The following is a 598-nucleotide window of genomic DNA, read 5'->3' as shown; positions in this document are numbered from 1 at the left end:
CGTTAAGGAGGCGCTATGCCAGGCGCAGCACGATTAGGGGATACCGCCGGTGGACATGGTTGTTTTCCGCCCACCGCAGTGACCAGCGCCAGCGCTGGGATGATGATTAATGGCAAGCCAGCGGCAAGAGTGGGGGATACCGCCGCCCCGCACGGCTGCCCATGCCCCAAAAAACCACATGGCTTTCATGGTCGCCAGATTGCCGCGGGCTCAGCTGGGGTAGTGATTGATGGTAAACCCGCCGCCCGCATTGGCGATGCGCTTAACTGTGGTGGCGTATTGGTGTCAGGCTCCGGGGATGTCATTATTGGTTAGAGGCGGCAACGCCTCTAGCTACTTCACTATTAGACATAAGCGAGTCGAGATGAAAAAGATTGCTGCTGTACTCTGCCTGTCTTTACTGACCGGCTGTTGGAGTGATTCAGACATGAGGCAAGCGAGAGAGCAGGTGTCGACCGTTGATATCGAGATTGATAACGAAGGCGAGAATCCGCCTGTGTTATACACCGCCAATATCCGTTCACAAACCATGTATTGCTTTGGTGTCATCAATAACATAGATGCCATAGACAACCTAGGCTCGAGCGCGGCCACCTTC

At 54.8% G+C, this 598-nt stretch carries 1 protein-coding gene and 1 pseudogene; both read left to right on the top strand.

Going from position 1 to position 598, the window contains the following annotated elements:
* The first annotated feature begins 15 nt into the window (after positions 1-15).
* A complete protein-coding gene (locus BZJ21_RS15475; RefSeq protein ID WP_077670261.1) occupies positions 16-315 on the top strand; it encodes a PAAR domain-containing protein in 300 nt (99 codons plus the stop codon).
* A 49-nt stretch (positions 316-364) separates the two neighbouring features.
* Positions 365-598, top strand: a pseudogene (locus tag BZJ21_RS15470) (glycosyl hydrolase family 26); the annotation flags it as partial.

The organism is Salinivibrio costicola subsp. alcaliphilus (genome assembly GCF_001996185.1).
Lineage (GTDB): Bacteria > Pseudomonadota > Gammaproteobacteria > Enterobacterales > Vibrionaceae > Salinivibrio > Salinivibrio costicola.
The sequence above is the reverse complement of the archived record's forward strand: the minus strand, read 5'-3'. Positions and strand labels throughout refer to the sequence as shown.